The sequence below is a fragment of the Streptomyces pacificus genome (genome assembly GCF_011766325.1).
GTDB classification, from domain to species: domain Bacteria; phylum Actinomycetota; class Actinomycetes; order Streptomycetales; family Streptomycetaceae; genus Streptomyces; species Streptomyces pacificus.
On record NZ_BLLG01000001.1, the window covers coordinates 321931 to 336774 of the forward strand.

The 14844-nt window shown below is 72.5% G+C and carries 12 protein-coding genes and 2 tRNA genes; 8 read left to right on the plus strand and 6 right to left on the minus strand.

Features of this window, described 5'->3' with window-relative positions; genetic code table 11:
• Positions 1-1005, minus strand: a complete 1005-nt coding sequence (locus tag SCWH03_RS01330) for a hypothetical protein (protein WP_173260713.1) — start codon at positions 1003-1005, stop codon at positions 1-3.
• A 323-nt stretch (positions 1006-1328) separates the two neighbouring features.
• A complete protein-coding gene (pepN, locus tag SCWH03_RS01335; RefSeq protein WP_173260715.1) occupies positions 1329-3920 on the minus strand; it encodes an aminopeptidase N in 2592 nt (863 codons plus the stop codon).
• Between the two features lie 182 nt (positions 3921-4102).
• Here pepN and SCWH03_RS01340 point away from each other — a divergent pair, with 182 nt between their 5' ends.
• Positions 4103-4738 carry a mycothiol-dependent nitroreductase Rv2466c family protein gene (locus SCWH03_RS01340; protein WP_173260718.1) on the plus strand — a complete coding sequence of 212 codons (636 nt, stop codon included), beginning with the start codon at positions 4103-4105 and terminating at the stop codon, positions 4736-4738.
• Between the two features lie 260 nt (positions 4739-4998).
• Here SCWH03_RS01340 and SCWH03_RS01345 read toward each other — a convergent pair whose 3' ends face one another.
• Positions 4999-6546 carry an amino acid permease gene (locus tag SCWH03_RS01345; RefSeq protein WP_254076491.1) on the minus strand — a complete coding sequence of 516 codons (1548 nt, stop codon included), beginning with the start codon at positions 6544-6546 and terminating at the stop codon, positions 4999-5001.
• Between the two features lie 322 nt (positions 6547-6868).
• Here SCWH03_RS01345 and SCWH03_RS01350 point away from each other — a divergent pair, with 322 nt between their 5' ends.
• The 3 genes from SCWH03_RS01350 (at position 6869) to SCWH03_RS01360 (ending at position 8951) form a co-directional block, all read left to right on the plus strand.
• Positions 6869-7465: a biotin transporter BioY gene (locus SCWH03_RS01350; protein ID WP_173260720.1), complete on the plus strand. Its 597-nt coding sequence runs from the start codon at positions 6869-6871 to the stop codon at positions 7463-7465.
• A 164-nt stretch (positions 7466-7629) separates the two neighbouring features.
• Complete coding sequence (locus SCWH03_RS01355; RefSeq protein ID WP_173260722.1) at positions 7630-8124, plus strand: ribose-5-phosphate isomerase; 495 nt, start codon at positions 7630-7632, stop codon at positions 8122-8124.
• Entirely contained in the window at positions 8124-8951 is an 828-nt protein-coding gene (locus tag SCWH03_RS01360; RefSeq protein ID WP_173260724.1) for an Fpg/Nei family DNA glycosylase, read from the plus strand. The genes SCWH03_RS01355 and SCWH03_RS01360 overlap by 1 nt, the downstream gene beginning before the upstream one ends.
• Before the next feature lie 181 nt (positions 8952-9132).
• Here the strand turns inward: SCWH03_RS01360 and SCWH03_RS01365 are convergent, their stop codons facing one another.
• Positions 9133-10362 (minus strand): GNAT family N-acetyltransferase, encoded by a 1230-nt coding sequence (locus tag SCWH03_RS01365; protein WP_173260726.1) that lies wholly within the window; start codon positions 10360-10362, stop codon positions 9133-9135.
• 106 nt (positions 10363-10468) lie between these two features.
• Here SCWH03_RS01365 and SCWH03_RS01370 point away from each other — a divergent pair, with 106 nt between their 5' ends.
• Both SCWH03_RS01370 and SCWH03_RS01375 read left to right on the plus strand, forming a co-directional pair.
• Complete coding sequence (locus SCWH03_RS01370; RefSeq protein ID WP_173260728.1) at positions 10469-11611, plus strand: PP2C family protein-serine/threonine phosphatase; 1143 nt, start codon at positions 10469-10471, stop codon at positions 11609-11611.
• A 151-nt stretch (positions 11612-11762) separates the two neighbouring features.
• Positions 11763-12176 carry an HD domain-containing protein gene (locus SCWH03_RS01375; RefSeq protein ID WP_173261380.1) on the plus strand — a complete coding sequence of 138 codons (414 nt, stop codon included), beginning with the start codon at positions 11763-11765 and terminating at the stop codon, positions 12174-12176.
• Here SCWH03_RS01375 and SCWH03_RS01380 read toward each other — a convergent pair.
• Complete coding sequence (locus SCWH03_RS01380; RefSeq protein WP_173260730.1) at positions 12124-13329, minus strand: acyltransferase family protein; 1206 nt, start codon at positions 13327-13329, stop codon at positions 12124-12126. The genes SCWH03_RS01375 and SCWH03_RS01380 overlap by 53 nt on opposite strands.
• Positions 13330-13728: 399 nt before the next feature.
• On the opposite strand from SCWH03_RS01380, the gene SCWH03_RS01385 reads away from it, so the two are divergent.
• Positions 13729-13923 (plus strand): hypothetical protein, encoded by a 195-nt coding sequence (locus SCWH03_RS01385; protein ID WP_109293662.1) that lies wholly within the window; start codon positions 13729-13731, stop codon positions 13921-13923.
• Positions 13924-14226: 303 nt separating this feature from the next.
• Here the strand turns inward: SCWH03_RS01385 and SCWH03_RS01390 are convergent.
• Positions 14227-14300: transfer RNA gene (locus SCWH03_RS01390), tRNA-Gly, on the minus strand.
• A 286-nt stretch (positions 14301-14586) separates the two neighbouring features.
• On the opposite strand from SCWH03_RS01390, the gene SCWH03_RS01395 reads away from it, so the two are divergent.
• A tRNA-Pro gene (locus SCWH03_RS01395) sits at positions 14587-14663 on the plus strand.
• Positions 14664-14844: the final 181 nt, after the last annotated feature.

Consider the following 14844-nt stretch of genomic DNA (forward strand, 5'->3'; position numbering starts at 1 on the left):
CTAACGGGGGAGTACGACGACATACGGCGCCGGTTCCCGGTCGCGGCAGGCCGTCAGAGCCGCACGCAGCACCATGGCCTGCTGCACGGGGGCGTCCCGCAGGTCGCGCGGCGCGATCCGGACGACCGTGATCCCGAGGCGCTCCAACTCCCCCCGGCGGCCGGACGCCGACCGCCGCGGGTCCGCGCCCGGCCCGTCATGGGCGGACGCGGCGCGCGCCGCGCGGGTGCCCAGCTCGACGGCGACGGCCTCGTCGGGCCAGTAGGCGTCGACACCGCCCAGACGCGGCCCGCCGGGCAGGCGCAGGACCACGTTCCACACCGGGTCGGGAACCCCGTACATCCGCACCAGGTCGTAGAGGCGCCCCTCGGCGACCGCACGCCCTTCGGCGAGGAGGCTGTCGACGGCGCTCACCACATGGGGGCGGGACAGCAGCCGGGCACGCGTCAACTCGGCCACCACGGACCCAGGTTCGCAGTGGCCGCCGCTCACGGCTTCGGTCAGCAGCCGGCGCACCGCCGCCGGCTCGCCCAGCCGGGCGACCGTGTCGGCCAGCGCGCGCTCCACCGGGGCGACGGGCAGTCCCGTCACCACGTCCGGAGCCGGCAGCGCCTGAGTGCGGATCAGCCGGGCGCAGCCCACCGAGCGCAGCCGCCGGGTATGCGGCACCAGCACATCGATCCGCTCGAGCGCCGTCAGGGACGGCGCGGAGGCGAACCGGTGCAGCGCGAGCGCCGCCGGCCCCGTCACCATGGCCTCGCCCGCGCCGGGCCGGCCCGCGTACGCCACCGCGGCGTGCAGCCGTTCCTCGCTGGTGGGCGTTCCCGGGTGCAGCAGGAACACACCCGGCAGGATCTGCTGCCAGGGGCCGCCGGGGCCGCACCGCTCGGCGGCCTGCTCGGCGGTCACGCCCCGGGCGCGCAGCTGCGCGCCCGACAGCACGCGGCGCCGTACATCGGAGAGGTCGCTCAACGGACGGGGGGAGATGGGGGTGTTGTGGTTCATGTCCCGCAGATTCCCTCACGGCGGCAGGTCCCTAACCGCTGTTACACAGCCGTCGACAATTCAGGACATCACCGTCCTAAAGTACGGGAGTTCGACGGCCGATCAGTTCTGCCGCGCCCTTCCGGCCTCTCCGGCCTCTCCGGCCTCTCCGGCCTCTCCGGCCTCTCCGGCCCCTCCGCGCCCCGACCGGTCGCGCCGCGCGGTGGGCGCGGGGGCGGGGCCGGACCCGTCGCACCCCGCCGCCGGTCGCGGATCCGCCGGTCGCGCCCACCGCGTGTCGCGGACCCGGCGGGGGCGGGGCCGGCGCCCGGGGGTTCGGGCCGTCAGCCGGCCGCCGCGTCGCAGGACTGGGCCCGCAGGGCCCGGGCGAGGTCGTCCCGGGACTCGAGCACCAGCCGGCGCAGCGCCCCGGGCGCGTCCGGGTGGGAGCCGAGCCACGCGTCCGTCGCCCGCAGGGTGGCCTCGTCGTCCTGGAGCGCGGGGAACAGACCGCGGACCACTTCCATGCCGATCTGGATCGACCGTTCCGCCCAGACCCGTTCGATCGCCGCGAAGTACCTCTCGGCGTACGGTGCGAGCAGCTCCCGCTGCGACGCCTGGGCGAAGCCCGAAATCACCGCCTCCACCAGTGCGTTCGACAGTGCCTCCGACTCGACGACCTGCGCCCATGCCTGGTCCTTGACCGCCCCGGAGGGCCGGGCCGCCAGGCAGCGCACCTGGTGGCGCCTGCCGGACGCGGTGTCGTCCCGCGCCAGCTCCGCGCCGATCGCCGACTCGTCGGCCACCCCGTGCGAGGCGAGCGGCTCCAGGAACGCCCACCGCAGCTCCTGGTCCACCTCCAGCCCGTCGATCTTCGCGGTACCGTCCAGCAGCCCCTGGAGGAGCTGGAGATCCGCGTCCGTGGCCGCCGCGGACGCGAGGAACCGCGCCCAGGTCAGCTGGTGCTGGCTGCCCGGCTCGGCGAGCCGCAGCTCGCGCAGCGCCCCCTCCGACAGCCGTCGCCCGCCCTCCGCGCGCCACTCGGGCGCGGCGTAGTGGACGAGCGCGGTGCGCGTCCACGCGTGCACCGTCTGCAGCACGCCGATGTCCGACTCCCGACCGGCGAAGTCCAGGACGAGTCCGATGAAGTCCCGGGCCGGCATCAGCGCGTCGCGCGTCAGGTTCCACAGCGCCGACCAGCACACGGCCCGCGCCAGCGGGTCCGCGACCGACCCGAGGTGGCCCCGCAGGGTGTCCAGCGACCCTTCGTCGAAACGGACCTTGCAGTAGGTCAGGTCGTCGTCGTTGACGAGCACCATCGCCGGGCGTTCGCGGCCCGCCAGCTCCGCCACGACCGTCCGGGGTCCGCTGACGTCCACCTCGGCCCGTGCGTAGCGGACCAGCTCGGCACCCTCGTGCCGGTACAGGCCGACGGCCACCCGGTGGGGCCGGGGGGAGGCCGGGGCCGCGGCACCGGGCGCTGCGCCGCCGTCCTGGACGACGGCCAGCTCGGTGATCCGGTCGCCCGCGTCACAGATGAGCTGGGGCGTCAGCGTGTTGACGCCGGAGGTCTCCAGCCACGAACGCGACCAGGCCTTCATGTCCCGCCCGGAGGTCTCCTCGAGCACCGCCAGCAGGTCGTCGAGGCTGGTGTTGCCGTAGGCGTGGCGCTTGAAGTACCGCCGCGCGCCCTCCATAAACGCCTCGCGCCCCGCGTAGGCCACGAGCTGCTTCAGGACCGAGGCGCCCTTGGCGTAGGTGATCCCGTCGAAGTTGAGTTTGGCGTCCTCCAGGTCGTGGATGTCCGCGGTGACGGGATGCGTGGAGGGAAGCTGGTCGGCCCGGTACGCCCACGCCTTGCGGTTGTTGGCGAACGTCACCCAGCCGTTTTGGAAGCGGGTCGCCTCGACGAGCGAGAGCGCGCCCATGAAGTCGGCGAACGACTCCTTGAGCCACAGGTCGTCCCACCACCGCATGGTCACCAGGTCGCCGAACCACATGTGCGCCATCTCGTGCAGGATGACGTTCGCCCGGCGCTCGAACGACGCCTGCGTCACCTTGCCCCGGAAGACGAACTCCTCCCGGAAGGTCACACAGCCCGGGTTCTCCATCGCGCCGAGGTTGTACTCGGGCACGAACGCCTGGTCGTACTTCCCGAACGGGTACGGGTAGTCGAAGTGGTCGTGGAAGAAGTCCAGGCCCTGCTTGGTGACGAGGAAGACGTCGTCGGCGTCGAAGTGCTTGGCGAGCCCCTTGCGGCACAGGGCGCCGAGCGGGATCTCCAGCAGCCGCCCGTCGCCGAGGACGCGGGTGTAGAGGTCGCTCTCGTAGTGGTACGGGCCAGCCACGACGGCCGTGATGTACGTGGAGATCGGCGTGGTCTCGGCGAACCGCCAGGTCGCGCCCTCCCGCGACGCGACCGCGGCATTGCTCCAGACCGTCCAGCCCTCGGGCGCGGCGACCTCGAAGCGGAAGGGCGCCTTCAGGTCGGGTTGCTCGAAGTCGGCGAAGACCCGCCGGGCGTCGGCGGGTTCGTACTGCGTGTACAGATAGACCTCGCCGTCCTCGGGGTCGACGAAGCGGTGCATGCCCTCCCCGGTCCTGCTGTACGCACACTGCGCGTCCACCACCAGGACGTTCTCCTCCCGCAGTCCGCTCAACGCGATCCGTGAGCCGTCGAAGACCTCGGCCGGGTCGAGCGGGCGGCCGTTCAGCGTCACCGCGTTCACCGAAGGCGCGACGAGGTCGGCGAAAGTGCCGTCGCCCGCGCCGGTGCGGCGGAACCGGATCGTGGTGACCGAACGGAACGTCCGCGGCAGCGCCTCCTCACTCTCCGCGGTCGCCGACCGCAGGTCGAGGAAGACCTCGTACCCGTCGACGGACAGCAGCTCCGCCCGGGCGCGGGCCTCGTCGCGGGACAGATTCTCTCCGGGCACGTCCACTCCTTCGCGTCCTTCGCGTCCTGTGCGTCCTGTGCGTCCTGCGCGTCCTGCGCATCTCGTTCGGGCACGACCGATCCTCGCACGCGCCCGCCGCCGGGAGGATCGGGGAATGCGGCTGGTGGGCTCCGGTGTTCGCTTCCAGGGGAGCGACCCCGCGCACGAGCACGAGGAGTGACATGTCCGACACCGGCAGGACCCCCGCCGACTTCTGGTTCGACCCGTTGTGCCCCTGGGCCTGGATGACCTCGCGCTGGATGCTCGAGGTGGAGAAGGTGCGGCCGGTGGAGGTGCGCTGGCACGTCATGAGCCTGGCGGTGCTCAACGAGAACAGGCTGGACGAACTCCCCGAGGAGTACCGCCGCTCCATGAAGCGCGCCTGGGGGCCGGTACGCGTGGTGACCGCCGCCCAGCAGAAGTACGGCGACGAGGTCGTGGGCCCGCTGTACACCGCCCTCGGCACCCGCATGCACAACGAGGGCCGCGGCAACAAGCCCGAGGTGGTCCTGGAGGCTCTCGACGCGGTGGGCCTGCCGGCCGAGCTCGCGGACTACGCGGACTCGGACACCTACGACGCCGAGCTGCGCGCCTCCCACGGCGAGGGGATCGGCAAGGTCGGCCAGGACGTCGGTACGCCGGTCATCGCGGTTCCGGGCGCGGACGGGGAGCAGATCGCGTTCTTCGGCCCGGTCGTCACCCCGGCGCCCAAGGGCGAGGAGGCGGCCAGGCTCTGGGACGGCACGCTGATGGTGGCGTCGATTCCCGGCTTCTACGAGATCAAGCGCACCCGGACGAAGGGCCCGGACTTCTCCTGACGGCCCGGCCGTGCGCCCGGTGGGGCCGTGCGCTTGCGCGCCGCAGGCGCTCGCGGTCGGGCCGGGACGTCCGTGGCGACATCGTGACGATGGCCGGCCTCGGGACCGAAGCGCCGGCCGTACCCCGTGCGGGCGTCGCCCAAGGCGATCGGATCGGGAACCGGCGCGGGATGTCCGCACTCCGGGTACGCCGGGACCCCCGGGCCCTGGGGCGGCCCGGGGGTCCGGTGCGCGGTCCTGCGCGCGGGGGCGTGCCCCGCTCAGTCCCCGGCGGCGCCCGCAGGTGCCGACTCCCGCTCGGTGTTCCCGCCGGTGCTCCCGCCGGTGTTGCTGTCAGTGATCTCGTCTGGGCCCCTGTCCGGGTCCCGGCCGGCGCCCCCGCGCCCGTCCCCGTCCGGGTCTCCGTCCGGGTGCCCGGCCCTGCGCCTGCGCTGCAGCGCGGCGCCCGATGCGGCCAGCACCAGCGTCATCGCCCCGGTCGCCATCAGCTGGTCACGGGTGCCTGGCTCGCGCAGCATCAGGACGAAGACGGCGAGCATGCCCGCGACGGCGACCCAGGTCAGCCCCGGGAACAGCCACATCCGCACCACGAGCTTCTCCGGGGCCTCGCGCTCCGTGCGGCGCCGCAGCACCAGTTGCGAGACCGCGATGAACAGCCAGACGACGAGGATGACCGCGCCGATCATCTTCAGCAGCCACGGGAAGACGTCGTCCGGCCGCCAGTAGCTGAGCAGCACGCAGAGGAAGCCGAAGGCGGAGGAGGCCAGCACCGCGATCCGGGGCACCCCGCCCGACACCCTGCCGATCGCCTTCGGGCCCTGGCCCCGGGCGACCAGGGAGTACGCCATTCGCGAGGCGCCGTAGATGTTGGCGTTCATCGCGGACAGCAGCGCCACCAGTACGACGATCTGCATCACCAGGCCGGCACCCGGGATGCCCAGGTGGCTCAGTGCGGTGACGTAGGGGCCCTTGTCGGGGTCGGCGACGTCCGGTTCGTCCCACGGCACCAGCGTGACGATGACCGCCATCGAGCCGATGTAGAACAGCGCGATGCGCCACATCGCCGTACGCACGGCCTTGGCGACGCCCTGGACCGGGTGCTCGGACTCGGCCGCCGCGATGGTGACGGTCTCCAGGCCGCCGTACGCGAAGATCGACGCGAGCAGGCCGATGACCAGTCCCTCCGCCCCGTTCGGCAGGAACCCTCCGTCGCCGGTCAGGTTGGCGGCACCGGGCGCCTCCGTCCCCGGCAGCACTCCGAGGATGGCCAGGCCGCCGAGGATCAGGAACAGCGTGATCGCGCCGACCTTGAGCGCGGCGAACCAGAACTCGAACTCACCGAAGTTGCGCACGGCGGCCAGGTTGGTGACGCAGAACACCAGCATGAACAGCGCGACCCAGGCCCACTCCGGGGTGCCGGGCAGCCAGCCGCTGACGATCTTCGCGGCGCCGATGCCTTCCAGGCCGACGGCGACGGACAGCAGCACCCAGAAGGACCAGCCCGCGGTGAAGCCCGCCCACGGGCCCAGCGCCCGCTCCGCATGCACGGAGAAGGAACCGGAGGCCGGGTTCGCCGCGGACATCTCGCCCAGCATGCGCATCACGAGCATGACGAGCAGGCCGGACAGCGCGTAGGCGACGACGATGGAGGGGCCGGCGGCGGCGATGCCCGCGCCGGAGCCGACGAAGAGCCCGGCGCCGATCACACCGCCCAGGGCGATCATCGACAGATGGCGCTGCTTGAGGCCGTGGGCGAGAGGCGCGCCGGTTCGGTTGCCGACGGGCGTGGATGTCGGGGTCGGGGCCATGGGAGTGCCTGTTCATGAGCGGATGGGGCGGTCGTCAGTCTGGAGGGCCCACCGCTCACCGAGCACCGGTACCCGCTATACGGACACCATGCTGACACAGGGCGCAGATGTCACCCCCGCCACTCGACGCGGGCCTGCCCGGTCAGCGCCTCGGTGACGAGCATCACGCGCCCCCGGTGCTTGCCCGGGCCGAGTTATGCGAACCCGACCACGGGCCCGAGCGGCGCTTTGTCGTGAGCTGACGGTGATCGGCCGTTCACACCTGGGTTAGCGTCGCCATGTCCACAAGGACGTCACCGCCGCCCTCGCATCCGGAGTCCCCATGAGCACTGCCGCCGCTTCTGTCCCCCGTCAGGGGCTGGTCCTCGCCGACCTGCTGCCCGCCTCGCGCGCCAAGTCCGCGGTGGACGCGGCCCTGGTCGCCGGAGGCGCCGCGCTCACCGGAGCCGCCGCACAGATCTCCGTGGCCGTGCCGGGCTCCCCGGTCCCGGTCACGGGCCAGACCTTCGCCGCCCTCCTCGTCGGCACCGCGCTCGGGGCGCGGCGCGGCTTCCTCTCCCTGGCGCTGTACGCCCTCGCCGGAATGGCCGGCATGCCGTGGTTCGCCGAGGCGTCCTCCGGCTGGGCCATGCCGTCCCTCGGCTACATCCTCGGCATGCTGGTCGCCGCCACCGTCGTCGGCGCCCTCGCCCGGCGCGGCGCGGACCGCTCCGTCCCGCGCACCGCAGGTGCGATGGTCCTCGGCTCCGCGATCATCTACGCGTTCGGTGTGCCCTACCTGGCGCTCGCCACCGGCATGGCACTCCCCGAGGCCGCGGCGGCCGGCCTCGTCCCGTTCCTGGTCGGCGACGCGCTCAAGGCCGCCCTGGCCATGGGGGCGCTGCCCGCCGCCTGGAAGCTCGCCGGCCGCCGCGGCTGAGGCCCCCCCGGTGCGCGCCCGCCGCCCGGCAGACGCACCGCCGGACCGCCCGGTGGCGGACGCCGCCGCCCGCTCCCGCCCCCGTCCCAGCCCGCCCCCGCCCGTCGCTGCAACGCCCTACCCCGCTGCCGTCCCTGCGGCCTCCCGCGTGCCACACTCGGACCATGCGCGTCTACCTCGGCTCCGACCATGCCGGCTTCGAACTCAAGAACCACCTCGTCGAGTGGCTCAGGGCCCATAGCCACGAGCCCGTCGACTGCGGTCCCCATATCTACGACGCCCAGGACGACTACCCGCCGTTCTGCCTGCGCGCTGCCGAGCGGACGGCCGCGGACCCCGACAGCCTCGGCATCGTGATCGGCGGTTCCGGCAACGGCGAGCAGATCGCCGCCAACAAGGTCAGGGGCGTCCGCGCCGCGCTGGCCTGGAGCGAGCAGACTGCGGCCCTGGGCCGGGAGCACAACAACGCCAACGTCGTCGCCGTCGGCGCCCGGATGCACACGACGGACGAGGCCACCGCCTTCGTCGGGGTCTTCCTCAAGACCCCGTACTCCGGCGAGGAGCGCCACACCCGCCGCATCGAGATGCTCGAGCGGTACGAGACGACCGGTGAGCTGCCCCCCGTCCCGGCGCATCACCCCCAGGAGCCGACCGCCTGATGCCCGAAGGGCACACCATCCACCGGCTGGCCGCCGACTACCGGGAACGGTTCGGCGGCCGGCCCGTGCGGGTCACCAGTCCGCAGGGCAGGTTCGCCGACTCCGCGGAGCTGCTGGACGGCAGGGTGCTGGAGCGCACCGAGGCCCACGGCAAGCACCTCTTCCTCGGCTTCGGCGGCTTCGGCGGCCGGGACGCCGGTCAGTGGATCCACATCCACCTCGGCCTCTTCGGCACGGTGGACTTCGGCGAGGCGCCGGCCCCGCCGCCCACCGGCACCGTGCGGCTCCGGCTCGCGGACTCCGGGTCATACGTGGATCTGCGCGGACCCACGGCCTGCGCCCTGATCACGGACGGTGAGAAGGCCGCGATACACGCGAGGCTCGGTCCCGATCCGCTCCGGCCGGACGACGGCCCGGACCGGGCCTGGGCCAGGATCTCCCGCTCCCGGACGGCGATTGCCGCGCTGCTGATGGACCAGAAGGTCGTCGCGGGCGTCGGGAACGTCTACCGCGCGGAAGTCCTCTTCCGGCACGGCATCGACCCCTACCGCGCGGGCAGGGACCTCACCGAGCGCGAGTGGCGGGCCCTCTGGGCCGATCTGACCGCCCTCATGCGCCACGGCGTACGGGACAACCGCATCGACACCGTCCGGCCCGAGCACACACCGGAGGCGATGGGCCGGGCGCCGCGCGTCGACGACCACGGCGGCGAGGTCTACGTCTACCGCAGGGCGCGGCTGCCCTGCCACGTCTGCGGCGGCGAGATCCGCACCGCCGCCCTCGCCGCCCGCAACCTCTTCTGGTGCGCGGGCTGCCAACCCGCCTGACGCTCCCCCGGGGACCGCGAGGCCGCGGCGCAGCGCCACCACCGGGGCGGCGCCCGTGTGCCGGTCGGCTCCACCCGGCATCCCAGGGCCCCCGACCAGAACGGCCCCAGAGGACCGCAGGGCCCCAGAGGACCGCAGACCCAGGCCGGCCCGAAGAGCCCCGAAGAGCCCCGGAGAATACTCAGAAGCTGTGCGGCAGCCAGGGCGCCGGGTCGGAGGCGAAGGCCGTCGACGCCTCCGCCAGCGCACCTCCGCGCAGCTCGCGCACCCGGCCCGCCCCCGCCAGGGACGACAGCGTCACCCCGCCCAGGAACGCGGCACCGAGGTCCCGTACGTTCAGGGCCAGATCGGCGGTATAGGATGTGCGCTCGCACGTGGCGCCCTTGGCGTCCCCCGAGAGCCGCCAGCGGCCCTCGTTCCAGGGGCAGAACGGGTCCTCCACCTCGAACACGACGTCCACGGACGCCCGGTAGGTCCTGGCCACCAGCGCCGCGCCGACATCGACCAGCCGCATATGCAGCGCATCCCGCACCCGGACACCGCAGCGCCGGACATCCGTGACGAGATGCAGCAGCGGGTCGTCCACCGGGCGGTTGCGGACCCGGATCCGCGACGTCAGGTCGATGCCGAAGAGGAACCGCCACAGCGCCGCGTAGGCCACCGGGTCCAGAGCCTCCACATCCCGCAGCAGGATCGAGCCGTTGGGCCCGGATTCCTCCCACTCCGGCTTGTTGTGGAAGCGGACGTAGCCCACGACCTCGCCGTCCCGCTCCGCGAGCACGCACTGCGCCGCCGACGCGCCCTCGCGGTTCGCGGGCGGGTCGAGCAGAGCGAGCCGCTCCCAGCCGGGTGGGCAGGCGAGCATCCCGGGCCTCGAGCCGAGCCCGCTCCGGTGCACCGCCTCGCATGCCGCGGCCGACTCCCCGACCGGAGCGAACCGCAGCCGTACGCCGTCCGCCCCCGGCGGCGCGGTGATTCCCGCACGGACGGTGTCGATGTCCATGCCCAGCTGGTAGCTCGCGACGCCGTACCCGAACCGGCCGTAGATCTCCGGTTCCGAGGCCGTCAGCATGGCTAGCGGCTCACCCAGCGCACGGACGTCGTCCAACTGGCGCCGCATCATCGACGTGAGCACGCCGCGCCGCCGATGGGTCGGGGCCACGCTCACCATGGTGACCCCGGCCGCGGGCACGAACGAGCCGCCCGGGACGGACACCCGGAAGGTGAAGGCCCCGGCCGTACCGACGCACTCGCCGCCCTCCCAGGCGCCGACCGAGCGCCCGTGTTCCGTGAGTTCGCTCCAGAGCGCGCGTTCCTCGGGGGGCACCGGGACGCCGCCGAAGGCGCGTTCCAGTCTCCCGTACCACTGATCCCACTCCTCGCGACGGAGTACCCGCAGTTCAGTCGTCATGCGCCATGCCTACCAGCGCACCGCGTCCCGTCGCGACCCGATTTCGAACGCAATGTCATGGGGTCCCCCTCCACGGCGGACCGCGGTGTGGATAGGGTCGCCGACGATGGCACGTGGCGGAGCGGACTCGTACACGGCCCGGATGCGGAAAGCGACGCACCGGGCCCGCACGGCGCTGCGCAAGTCCGGGGTCGACTACTTCCGCGGCGACGGCTCCGACTGGATCGCGCTGGCCGGACTGCTGCTGACCGTCCCGGCGATCGCCTGGGGCACCATCCTGACGCCGGTCTGGTGTGCTCCGGCCGCCCTCGTCCTGCCGATCGTCGCGGGTGGGCTGCTGCTGCGCCCCGCGAGTCTGCTCGCTCTCTACGCGGCAGCGGCCCTCGCGCTGATCGTCGAGTCACTGGTGCTCGGCCCGTACACCGAGGGCCCGGCCCGGGTCACCCCGGGGACCGTGCTCGTGGTGGCGGCCTGCGGGCTGTTCGGGCTGCTCATCGCCCAGTTCCGGGCCCGGGTCGGGGTGCCCTGGCGGCGCGGCGGCACCATGCTCTTCGACCTGCGCGAACGGATCCGGGTGCAGAGCGCCCTGCCGCGGCTGCCGCAGGGCTGGCACCGCGAGATGGCGCTGCGCCCGGCCGGCGGCCAGTCGTTTTCAGGCGACTTCGTCGTCGCGGCCCGCACCAACGGCGGTCGCACCCTCGAGGTCGTCCTCACCGACGTCTCCGGCAAGGGCATGGACGCCGCGTCCCGCGCCCTGCTGCTGTCCGGCGCCTTCGGCGGCCTCCTCGGGTCCCTTCCCCCGCACGGCTTCCTCCCCGCCGCCAACGGCTATCTGCTGCGCCAGGACTGGGACGAGGGCTTCGCCACCTCCGTCCACCTCGTGCTCGACCTGGACTCCGGCGACTACGAGTTGCTCTCCGCCGGGCATCTGCCCGCGCTGCAGCTCCAGGCGGGCAGCGGCCGCTGGGAGGAGAAGGCCGGGGAGGGGCCGCTGCTCGGGGTGTACGAGGGCGCGCAGTTCGACCCGGTCAAGGGCACGCTGCGCCCGGGGGACGTGCTGATGCTCTTCACCGACGGTCTCGTCGAGGCGAACGACCGGGACATCGCCGAGGGCATGGACCGGCTCACCGGTGAGGCGGACCGCTATGTGGGGACGGGCTTCGAGGGTGCCGCCTGGCACCTCATCGAGGCCGTGGCGAAGGACGTCAACGACGACCGGGCGCTGCTGCTGATCCGCAGGCGGCCGTGACGGCCGGGCGCCGTCACCGGCCCCCGGGCGCCCGTGGCGGCCACGCGGGCGGCCCGGCGCTGGGGTAGTCCTCGGGCGGCCCTCGGGGAGGCGTGCACACGCCGAACAACCCCACGGTCGACACAACCTCACGGTCGCCCAGGTCGAGGCGATCGCCCGGAACGCCCACGCACACCGGACGGACAAGGCGGGCCGGCCCTGCGCCGAGCACTTCCAGGCGGTGGCAGACGGGGTGAGGGACCGGGGCGGCACCGGCGAGCAGATCGCCGCCGCCTGGCTGCACGACGCGGTGGAGGACGGTGTGCTGTCGCGGGAGCAGCTCGCCGCCGCACTCCCCCAGCGGGTCGAGGACTTGGTGGACGCGATGACCAGGCGCCCGCGGGAGGGCGCGGAGTCGGGCGCCCGGCGCGTTCCGGCCACCCCGGGCGCCCGCCTCGTCAAGGAGGCGGACCTCGCCCACCACGCGGATCCGGACCGGCTCGCCCTGCTCGACGAGCCGACCCGTGGCCGGTTCAGCGCGACGTACGCGACGCTGCGTCGGTTGCTCCGTCCGGCAACCGGGTGACGTCCTGCCGGAACGCCCACGACAGCTCCGGCTCGGTCGCGAACCGCAGGGCGCGCCGCACCGGCGGCGTGCAGAGCAGCGTCACGGCCGCCGCGGCGGCGACGGTGACCGCGATCACCCCGGCGGGCTCCGCGAGCCACGGGTACCGCGCCACCAGCCCCCAGTACTCGAGGGACTTCACGAGGAAGCCGTGCAGCAGGTAGCCGCAGATGGTGCCCGCGCCGAGCACGGTGAACCACGTCCTGCGCCGCGGTACCCAGGCGAGGAAGGCAGCCGTCAGCAGCAGCCCGCAGCCGAACAGGACGAGGGTCATCAGCGGGCCCGCCCACCAGGGCGCGTCCAGTTCGACGGCGCTGGTGGAGCGGTAGAACCAGCCCATGCGCAGGTGTGGTGCCACCCAGTAGGCGGACACCGCGGCGACCGCGAACACCGGCAGCGCCAGCAGCCGGACCTCGCGGCGCCGCAGCATCTGGAAGTGCTCGGGCCGCATCGACAGACCCAGCACGAAGAACGGCAGGAACTGCAGGATGCGCTGGAGGTCGAGGCTCTGGCCCATCCCCGGGGTGAGCGTGCCGAGTGCCGCGAGGGCGAGGGCGATGGCCAGCGGCCACCTCACCGAGCGCCACAGGGGTGTGGTGAGCCGCCACACGAACAGCGCGATCAGAAACCAGGTCAGATAGATCGGGTCGTTCATGCTGAACGGGTAGTCGGGGTCGTCGTCGGCCCACCGCTTGAACAGCGTGTAGGCGATCTCGAAGACGGCGTAGGGCACGACGACCCCGCTGACCAGACGCTTCAGCTGGTCGGGCCGGGCCTGGAAACTGCGCGAGAAGTAGCCGGAGATGACGATGAACGCCGGCATGTGGAAGGCGTAGACGAGCATGTACGCCGCCCTGGTGGCGCGGCTGCCCTCCATCACCGGCTCCCAGGCGTGCGCCACCGCCACCAGCACGATGGCGAGGTACTTGGCGTTGTCGAAGTAGGCGTCGCGTCTCTTGACCGGGGCCGTCCCCGGTGCGTCCTGCGGCACCGGGGACGCAGGGGGCGCGGGCGGTGCGGGTTCGGCCGTCGTCGTCCTCCTTTGGAGGGGTTCCGGCTCTCGGGAGGCGCCGGTGGCGCGATCCTTCTGCAGTCCATTCGGAGCGTGGAACATTTGAGGGACCCTAACCGGATGACGGGGAATTCGTAAAACTCGCCGGAAGATCTCCGGCATTCGGCACAGACGCCTGCAATGTGTCCGGTATGCCCTCATTAGTCCTGCTCAAACGGTGTGAAATGGTGAACGACGAGGCGTCGGTGAATTTCCTTACCGGTATTTTATGGATTACCTGTGACCTGCATGTGTGCATTGCGCGCCGCCGGGTGGCGGGATGGGCCTGCGTGCCGCCCGGTCGCCGACCGGGGCGGCGCGGTGTGACCGGATCCATTCACTGACGATCTGTCAGTCGGTCACGCCTCCCCGGGTCTTGGTGGCACCATGGGTGGGGACGGGGGCGTGCCGGGCCGTACGCCCCCGGCGGGCAAGGCGGACCGAACGAGGGTGTGATCAGTTGTGGCCATTTCACTGTCTGTGGTGCTGCTGTTGGCGATCATCCTCGTGGTGATGATCCGCGGTGGCTCGATCAAGGCCGGTCCCGCGATAGTCGCGGCACTGTTCGGCTTCTTCCTCGCCTCGAGCGGTATGGCGCCGTCGATCGACAACTTTCTGAACTCGCTCGCCGATTCGATCAATGCGATCAGATTCTGAACGACTTCCTGCTTCGTTCCTGAGTTCGGGGTGGCCGGGGCGTCGGGGCGGTCGGGAGTGGTCGGGGCGGACGTTCTTCCGGTCCCGGCCGCTGTGCTGCCCCTGTGCCGTCCGGCGCGCGCACCGGACGGGCGGCCAGGTGAACGGCCCGGTGGGGATCCCGGCGAAGGCCGCAGCGCGATGAACCGCGATGAACCGCGATGAACGGTGAAGAACGTGAAGAACGTGAAGAACCGTGAAGAGCATGGTGAACGCATCAGGACCAGGCCGAGGACTCCTCCTCTGACCTGGCCCTGAGCCGACTGGAGCGGGCGACGGGAATCGAACCCGCGTAGCTAGTTTGGAAGACTAGGGCTCTACCATTGAGCTACGCCCGCAAGCACCGCACCGCAGGTCGTGGTGACGGCGGCACGAAGAGCATCGTAGCGGGTCCCGCGCGTGCACCGCACACCCGTTGCCCCGGTGGCGTCCCCGCCGTCGCGGCGGGGATGTCCCCGAGCGGATCCCCCGACGCCTCCCGGACGCCTCCCGGATTGTCCCCGGGCGCGCCCCTGGTTCCCCGGCCGGTGCCCGCCGACGCCCCTGGACGCCCCTGGATCCCCGGTCTCCTCGGGAAAGGGGCCTGGCCGCTGCCTGGGGCCATGTACCCTACGTTCGCACCGACGGGGTGTGGCGCAGCTTGGTAGCGCGTCCGCTTTGGGAGCGGAAGGCCGTGGGTTCAAATCCCGCCACCCCGACCAACATCGCGATCAGGCCTGGGTGAAGATCGCATTGTGGGGCCGATCCCGCTTGCGGTTACTATGCAATCCGTGTGCCCGTGTGTCCGACCGAGTGTCCGAGGCGCCGGGCCCGATCCGCTGCTCCGCCGCAGGACGATCCTCCGTGGTGGACCCAGCAGAGCCCCAGAATTCAGCCACCAAG